The sequence below is a fragment of the Chlorobium sp. genome (assembly GCF_036528655.1).
In the GTDB taxonomy this organism is placed as follows: domain Bacteria; phylum Bacteroidota; class Chlorobiia; order Chlorobiales; family Chlorobiaceae; genus Chlorobium.
The window spans coordinates 1-8,050 of the sequence record NZ_JAIGND010000050.1 but is presented as its reverse complement, the minus strand read 5'-3'; the positions used below and the strand labels follow the sequence as shown (position 1 = coordinate 8,050).

Below are 8,050 nucleotides of genomic sequence, written 5' to 3'. Positions count from 1 at the left end.
AAGTTTGGCCACATCCTCGCGGTTCCGGATCAGTGGCAGGCGCAGCACTTCGAGTAACGTTGCGAACACGTTCCGATACATGGCCCTGGCGATACGACGAATTTCTTCCCCTGATTTGTCCGGGAATATCAGACTCAGGTTGCGATAAACCATGGATCGCCTGAGCCTGATAACATGGTGCATGAAATCACCAATAAGGGATGCAAGGAAAACGGTCTGACGTCTGTCGAGTTTACGCACCATGAAACCGAGCAGATCGATCACATTGTATGTAACCCGCATACTCAAGAAAGATCAACCCGGAAAACACTTTCATCATACCTACCGCATATGAAATGCTGAAAAAGCCGGCGGCGCTTCCATCAACAGATCAGCCAGTCACTATTGGGTTGATGGAAATACAGGAAACCTCTTTTTCTTCGCTATGATCGACAATGCCACCTCAGTCATCCATGCCAGATTTCCAGCTCTCAGATTCTCGTTAATAAGCGGGAATGAACCGCCAGGGGTGAAAACCTGCTGGGAGTTCAATGGTCAAAGGAAACTGAAAACAGCTGGCTCAATCGATAGATATCGGTATCATGCCGCTGGAAAACGACGAATGGTCGGTGAAAATGCTCATTCAAGTTGATCCAGAAAGTTTCTCACGAAACAGTCAGCCAAATCGGTACTCACATCACCCCCGGACTACTTGGCGCCAATCAAGATATTCATGTGCCAATGATTAGGAGCAAGATCTATCTTGATCTTGATATCTAAAAAATATAAAGTAATTCGGAAATTACCGAATTACTTTATATTTTTTACCCTGAAAGCCTCCATATAGCAATTCGTGTATAAAAACCCCATGTTAAGGCCGCTCAAGAAGCTATGGAGGGAGGAACGCACATTCGTATGCCGTATTATCAGCATATATACGCCAAAACCCTTACGTATTACCGGCATTCAAAAAGCGCATTGAAAACATAAATATAACAAGTCCTGTTAAGCCTGACGGTAAATAGTCAATTTCCTCCGTATCTGAAAAAGACCTTTTCCATAAATCGAAGCTAAGCATCGCGAAACTCACCCCCAACCTATTAAACATAACCATCAGGATGAAAAGCAGCATTTGCGGCATTGTTACGCTTTACTCGCCCCCTGACACCCTCATTCGCAATATCGCCACCTATATCGGCCATATAGACAAGCTTTACATTATAGACAACTCTCAAAATACCAACCCGGATTTATTAGCGTCCATTATAGATACATTCAGCAACACAGAAATACTCTCTTACGGCAAAAACCTCGGCATTGCGACAGCACTGAATACAGCAATAAAAAAAGGGTTACAGGAGAACTACGAATGGCTTCTTACGATGGACCAGGACAGTTTCTTTGACGATCAACACGCAAACTTATTCTTCGGTTCATTACATGGCACAGATAAAAACATGACCGCAATACTGTCGCCCTCACATAAACAATCTTCTGATAACTCGAGTAGTACCTGCGTTAAAAAACTTGAGGTCATGACATCCGGGAATCTCCTCAATCTCGCCCTGACTCATAGGATCGGACTTTTCAATGAATCCCTGTTCATCGACTCGGTCGATCACGACTACTGTTTACGTGCCAATATAGCCGGATTCGACGTCCTGCAGACAACAAATTGCTTTCTGCAACATACAGTCGGCACGAGTTACTCCGGAAGTTTTCTTTTCGGAATCAAGAAAAAAACATTCAATATTCATTCCCCGAAACGGATGTATTTTATCATAAGAAATGGACTGTATATCGCAAGAAAATACAAAAAAGACTTCCCGTCTTATTCATCAATGCTGAAAAAATGCAATAAAACAAGAATCTCGCGATGTCTGCGGTATGGAGACCGCAAGCCCGAGTACCTGAAGTACATCACATTGGGAATAATTGACTATACATTAAACAGGTTTGGTAACAAAGTTAATATATAAACAAGCCAAGCTGACTGTGCCGGCTTCTCAAACGTCAGATGCCGCTTCGCTCTTTCCTGCAAACTGAATATCATAAAGATGCCTGTATAGCCCACCGAGTTCAAGCAACTCTGCATGGTTACCTGACTCGACGGCTCTGCCGCGATCCATAACAATTATGCGATCAGCGTTTCTTATTGTTGACAACCTATGTGCCACCACAAGGGCTGTCCTGTCTTCGAGGGCGTGATCAATCGCCTGCTGAACCACTTTTTCAGACTCATTGTCAAGCGCGCTGGTCGCCTCATCGAAAATCAGTAATTCAGGATTCTTGACCATGGCCCTCGCGATGGCCAATCGCTGCCGCTGACCTCCTGAAAGCTGTATTCCCCTGTCGCCGATAAGCGTGTTATACCCTTCGGGCTTCTCGGTAATAAACTGATGGGCGTTGGCAAGACGGGCTGCGCGCACCACCCGTTCATGGTCAGCCTCTTCCCTGACACCATAAGCGATATTCGATTCAACAGTATCGTTGAAAAGAATCACCTCCTGACTCACCACCCCGATCATGCGCCGAAGCTGTTTGTAGTCGAATTCCCGAATATCCGTGCCGTCAATGGTAATCCTGCCCGAATCGACATCATAAAACCGCAGAAGCAGATCAACAGCGGTTGATTTACCGGAACCGGATTGACCGACAAGCGCCACCATTTCGCCTTTCTTGATCTCGAACGTAACATGGTCGAGAACATTCGGTGCATCGGGTTCATTCCGATACTTGAAGCAGACATCCTCAAACTTGATCGATTGAGAGAATCCCCTGATTGAACGTGAACCGTTTTTTATGGCCGGAACGGTATCGAGCAGCTCGAAAAGACGCTCTGCAGAAACCATTCCAAGGTGCAGCTGGGTACTTACGTTACCGATCATCTTGATTGGCCCCATGGTGGAATACAGGGTAAAAGCGAACAGAATCAGTTCGGATGAGGTCATTTGCCCATCGAACACCTGCAGTCCTCCATACCAGAGCACAAGTGCTATTGCAGCCACCAGCAGGGTTTCGTTGAGAGGACCGATAATATTGCGAAGTCGTGAGATTTTTATATCGAGGGCCCTGAAATCACGGGTAAATCCCTGAAATTTTGCATATTCCACATCCTCGTACGCACTGGACTTGATCACCTTGATACCGCTGAATTTCTCCTGCAGCACGGAATTCATATCGCCCATATTATTACGAAAACTTGTGGCAAGGCCCTTTACCTGCCTGCCGACTTTACGGATAACAAAAAAAATTAGTACTGACGACAATGCGGCAAAAAGAGTAAGCTGCCAGCTCAGAACAAGCAGCACGCCTACGTAAACCAGTATTGAAAAAGGATTCTGCAGAAAATTGACGAAAGTAGAGCTGACTGTGGTATTGACGGCCTGCACATCGTGGTATACCAGGTTCATCAGACCTCCGACCTTGTTCTTGTTGAAATAATCGAGATGCATTTCGATGATATTCCTGAACACGTCGTCCCGAAGTTTCTTGGCTGTTTTTGTCTGTACCCTGAAAATGAGCTGCCCGTTCAGGTAGACAAAGAAATTTTTCACGGCAAAAGAAGCAATTAGAAAAAGGCAGATATTGAGCAGAGTCTGCTGTTTTGTTTCGGCATGAAAAGCCTGCTCAAATGTACGCGTCACCGATTGCTTGAGCTTGTCCGTGTCAAAAGAGTTCAGTCCAGGCACATTGGGGGAAAATTGCTTTTTTTCGCTCTTTTGCGGATCGGCATCGGCCTCACCATCATTTCCCGGACGCAAGGGAGCCTCGACGGCTCTGTCTGCAGTAAACACTGCGTTCAGAAGAGGCAATACCGAATAAATGGAAACAACGCCGAGCAGGGACGTGATAATGCTTACCAGAATAACAAGAGAGACCTTCCCTTTTGAGGGAGCAAGATATCGAACAAGCCGTAAGAATAATTTCATAAACAGGTTATCTGTTCAAAAAGCATAATTTTGCTTTAATCTACATTTTCATCGCATCTTATACAAAAGAGTCAACATAAACATAAATAAAGATATAACACAGCCACTCTTTATCCGGAAAGCACGTCTCGAAAGCGTATCAGCAGACGACCAACCCGATCGAACATGAATTGCAGAACCGACGCCCCGCAAGACACTGCATGATTTCTTCGCACAAAAAATCCAGCTCGTCTTCAGAACTCTGTGCCTCCATGCTGAGTGAATCAATTCGATCGAACAATCAGGCCTTAGTGCCATAATTATTTTTTTGAAAACCCATAAAATAAAGCAATATTCGAAGTACTATATATGCAATAATCCCCATATACAGCCGTATATAAATCAAACCTATTCCCCAAAACCGGTTGCTCGCAAATGAACAATTCGCTCCTGAACGAGGAATATCCAGCAGGTATTGAAACCGAATACGCCAAATCGCGAGCGGAACAGGACGCATGGAAGGCCGCAGCACTTGCCGAACGCGAGAACCGCGTAGAAATGCGTCGCATCCTGGCGGAAACAGGCTCAATGGCCACTGACGCAAGGGAGCAAGTGTCGACCAATCTCCATCCTCACAAACGTTCCGTTGAGCCATTCTGGAACGATCCTGCCGACCTGCGTTTGAGACGGAGCTACCCCGGGCCGAGATACTGAATGTCTGCCACCACGAGTGGTCGGGCATTACAGGATTGATCTGAATCTCGCATAAATTTGATTTCAGTTATTTCATAACATTCAATAACAATGCTCGACTTATCGTTACTTTCTAACCTGCCGGCCCCGATCAGACTGTCGCCGCCTTGGTCATGGGCGGGCCATATTCCCTTTGCAATGTGGTTTATCCAGCAGGAAAAACCCCGTGTCATTGTAGAACTCGGTACGCACTCCGGTCATTCCTACTTTGCATTCTGCCAGAGCATTCGCCACTTTGGCATACATAGCCGATCTTATGCCATAGACACCTGGAAAGGTGACAAGCAAACAGGTTTTTACAGTGCTGATGTCTATCAGGAGGTTCTGAGACACAACAAGGAACGCTACAGCGACTTTTCGACGCTTCTGAGAACCACATTCGATGACGCAATCGACACATTTGCCGACCATTCAATCGACCTGTTACACATAGACGGTCTCCACACGTATGAAGCTGTCAGCCACGACTTCGCCTCATGGCTGCCAAAAATATCTCCACATGGAACCATTCTGTTCCATGACATTGCCGTCAGAGCAGGAGATTTCGGTGTTTGGAAACTTTGGGAAGAGATCTCCAGCCGTTACCCACAAATCGCTTTCGAGCACTCCCACGGATTGGGCGTCCTTTTTCCGGGAAACGCACCTGGCGAGACGGCCCGGCAACTGACTGAAGCATGGCAGCATCCCCAGCATTGCACGCTTATGAAAACGATGTTCACCCAAGCAGGGGAAAACCTCGAATACAGGACACTCTGCCATATAAATAGAGATGAACTCCTTCAACAAAAAGAGCTGACGATTACCGAACAAAAAAAAATCATTGCAGTGCAAAAACGTCAAATTAAACTGATGGATGCTGCTATTCATGACTGCCAGAACCTCAACATTAAAAAACAAAACCAGCTATCGAGAATCCTCAATTCACAAAGTTGGCATATCATTAAACCCTTATGGAAACTATCAAAATCAATTAAGAAACGCACAACAAAACAAAACCCCAGTAGAGATAATCATGACCGCAATAACATCCATTTTGATAAGAGTGAATACCAGCAATGGATCGATGCTGTCGAAACTTACTCCTACGAACAGCTACAGAACATGGCACAGGAAATTGCTCTCATACCCTCGCCTCCAAGATTCTCGATTATCATGCCGGTATACAACCCTTCAACGGACTTTCTTAACGAAGCCATATGCTCCGTGCAAAGCCAACTCTACCCACATTGGGAACTCTGTATAGCAGATGACCACTCGCCAAACGAGAAAGTCAGAGAAATCATCATGGCATATGCATGTCAGGACGAAAGGATAAAATACCGGTTCAGAAATAAAAACGGCCATATTTCCGAAGCAAGCAACACCTCACTTGAACTTGCAACCGGAGATTATATCGCGCTCTTCGACCATGACGATAAACTCCATCCCCTTGCCCTGTACTGGAACGCAAAGGAGTTAATTAACCACCCCGACGCTTCAATAATATATTCCGATGAAGACAAAATCGACGAATCCGGCAGAAGACTCGACCCATACTTTAAATGTGATTTCAATTACGACCTGTTTCTCTGTCAAAACATGATTTCGCATCTCGGTGTCTACAAAACTGCTTTGATCCGAACGATTGGCGGCTTCCGCAAGGAATTCGAAGGTTCACAGGACTACGACCTTGCCTTACGAGCAATCGAATCAATCAAACCCGAACAGATACGTCATATCCCACGAATTCTCTATCACTGGAGGATTCACAAAGAAAGCACAGCAAAAAACATCAATAGAAAACCCTATGCACTGATCGCAGCAACAAAAGCCATACAGGAGCACTTGAGCCGTATGGGCGTCGATGCAACGGTAACCCAATCTGTCGATGCCCCGATTTTCAGCAGAATAATGTATAATCTGCCAGAACCGGTACCATCTGTAGAAATTCTCATTATCTATCAAGGCGCTGTTCAATGTACAATACGATGCATAAAAACATTGCTGGATAAAACTGATTTCCGGGAATTTACCGTTAGGCTTATTAATTTTCCCGATGAACATGAGGGGCTCAGCTTGCTAGCCAAAGATTCCCGTCTCTTTATCAATAAACCTGCATCTACTGACAATTACAGCACCCTTCTCAATACAGCTGCCTCGTCATCCATTGCCTGCTACCTCTGTATTCTGCACGACAACCTTGAAATCATCGATTCCGGATGGCTGAAAGAAATGCTCGGTCATGCCATACAGCCCAACATTGGAGCTGTAGGCGCAAAACTTGTATCTCCAGATGGCAGACTGAAACACTGCGGTATTATCATGGGCATACATGGCATGGCAGGATACCCGCACAGAAATCAACTTGATGGCTCTGCAGGTTATTCCGGAAGAAAATGCCTTCAGCAGCAATTTTCGGCACTTGCCGGAGGATGCCTGCTGTTGAAACGTACAGACTACCTTGCCGTCGACGGTATGGAAGAAAGTTCTCTGCACTACGAGATGGGTCAGATCGACCTTACCTTAAAACTATCACAGCGTGGATTGAGAAACATATGGACACCATACGCAAAATTACAGGTACATGAAATAACAGGAGAGCGCAAAAAAGGTTTTTTCTCGAAATGGACAATCGAGGAATCCCTTCACATGCAGCATAAATGGAGCCACATCATCGAACATGATCCGGCATACAATCCCAATCTCACGCTCATCAGTGAAGATTTTCAGCCTGCATTGCCACTATAGCCCTGATGTATGCATATTGATTTTGTAAGACAACCAGACCACGCAAAGCCTCTCTCTGTGAAAGCGCAGTTGTTGAAGCCGAAGGCCATACCGGCAAGCACCGATTCCAGCATAAGGCGCTGCACCCGTTTCCGGTTGACGTTATACCCTTGGGTAAACATAATGAGCTTCATCCGGTGGTTTCCGTAAAACGGATGAAGGGTGTACTCTTCGTCGATAAGCCTCAGCAGCTTGAGATCATCGGCATCAGGCACGGAGCTTTTGGCTGGCCCGTAGCAGCCTGACCATTTCAACCCGGCAAATGCGCATTGTGTGGATACCGGCAGCATGCATTTGCACTTCCCGTTCCCATTGCCCACCCGGATTGGGGTGGATACCGAATTTCCGGCCGATCTCGTTCAGGGTTTTCTCGCCCCTTATCGCCTCAAGCGCCACCTTGGCCTTTTACTGTGCCGTAAAGCTTTTGCGTTGTTTTCGCTCATAACTTATCACTCTTATTGGGCAAGTCCCCACCTTAATCCACTGTCTGAAAATTGGGGTCCACTACAGTTCGCTTCCACCGGTTGTGCAGCCAGAACCACTCTTCGGGCCGGCGTCGAATTTCATCTTCGATCATTCTGGTATAGCGTGCGGCAAGGAGAGCGGTATCCGCTTTGCTGAAGGAGAGATCAGAGGTATCA

Annotated in this window: 7 protein-coding genes; 3 read left to right on the top strand and 4 right to left on the bottom strand. The window is 46.0% G+C overall.

Annotated features, from left to right (window positions below):
* A partial coding sequence (locus tag K4305_RS12200; protein WP_442880491.1) for an LpxL/LpxP family acyltransferase occupies positions 1-282 on the bottom strand: 282 nt, incomplete at its 3' end.
* Between the two features lie 815 nt (positions 283-1,097).
* Between K4305_RS12200 and K4305_RS12195 the strand changes: the two genes are divergently transcribed.
* Positions 1,098-1,958, top strand: a complete 861-nt coding sequence (locus tag K4305_RS12195; RefSeq protein ID WP_331562757.1) for a hypothetical protein — start codon at positions 1,098-1,100, stop codon at positions 1,956-1,958.
* A gap of 27 nt (positions 1,959-1,985) precedes the next feature.
* On the opposite strand, the gene K4305_RS12190 is transcribed toward K4305_RS12195, so the two are convergent.
* Positions 1,986-3,911 (bottom strand): ABC transporter ATP-binding protein, encoded by a 1,926-nt coding sequence (locus K4305_RS12190; RefSeq protein ID WP_331562756.1) that lies wholly within the window; start codon positions 3,909-3,911, stop codon positions 1,986-1,988.
* 414 nt (positions 3,912-4,325) lie between these two features.
* On the opposite strand from K4305_RS12190, the gene K4305_RS12185 reads away from it, so the two are divergent.
* Both K4305_RS12185 and K4305_RS12180 read left to right on the top strand, forming a co-directional pair.
* Positions 4,326-4,604, top strand: a complete 279-nt coding sequence (locus K4305_RS12185) for a hypothetical protein (RefSeq protein WP_331562755.1) — start codon at positions 4,326-4,328, stop codon at positions 4,602-4,604.
* A gap of 90 nt (positions 4,605-4,694) precedes the next feature.
* Positions 4,695-7,370: a class I SAM-dependent methyltransferase gene (locus K4305_RS12180; RefSeq protein ID WP_331562754.1), complete on the top strand. Its 2,676-nt coding sequence runs from the start codon at positions 4,695-4,697 to the stop codon at positions 7,368-7,370.
* Here K4305_RS12180 and K4305_RS12175 read toward each other — a convergent pair.
* Entirely contained in the window at positions 7,349-7,699 is a 351-nt protein-coding gene (locus K4305_RS12175; RefSeq protein ID WP_331562753.1) for an IS3 family transposase, read from the bottom strand. The two genes, K4305_RS12180 and K4305_RS12175, sit on opposite strands and share 22 nt — an antisense overlap.
* Before the next feature lie 185 nt (positions 7,700-7,884).
* A partial coding sequence (locus tag K4305_RS12170) for an LpxL/LpxP family acyltransferase (protein ID WP_442880490.1) occupies positions 7,885-8,050 on the bottom strand: 166 nt, incomplete at its 5' end.

Coding starts and splice junctions, on each gene's coding strand:
- K4305_RS12190 (WP_331562756.1), bottom strand. CDS start 3,911: ATGAAATTATTCTTACGGCTTGTTCGATATCTTGCTCCCTCAAAAGGG.
- K4305_RS12175 (WP_331562753.1), bottom strand. CDS start 7,699: ATGCTGCCGGTATCCACACAATGCGCATTTGCCGGGTTGAAATGGTCA.
- K4305_RS12185 (WP_331562755.1), top strand. CDS start 4,326: ATGAACAATTCGCTCCTGAACGAGGAATATCCAGCAGGTATTGAAACC.
- K4305_RS12195 (WP_331562757.1), top strand. CDS start 1,098: ATGAAAAGCAGCATTTGCGGCATTGTTACGCTTTACTCGCCCCCTGAC.
- K4305_RS12180 (WP_331562754.1), top strand. CDS start 4,695: ATGCTCGACTTATCGTTACTTTCTAACCTGCCGGCCCCGATCAGACTG.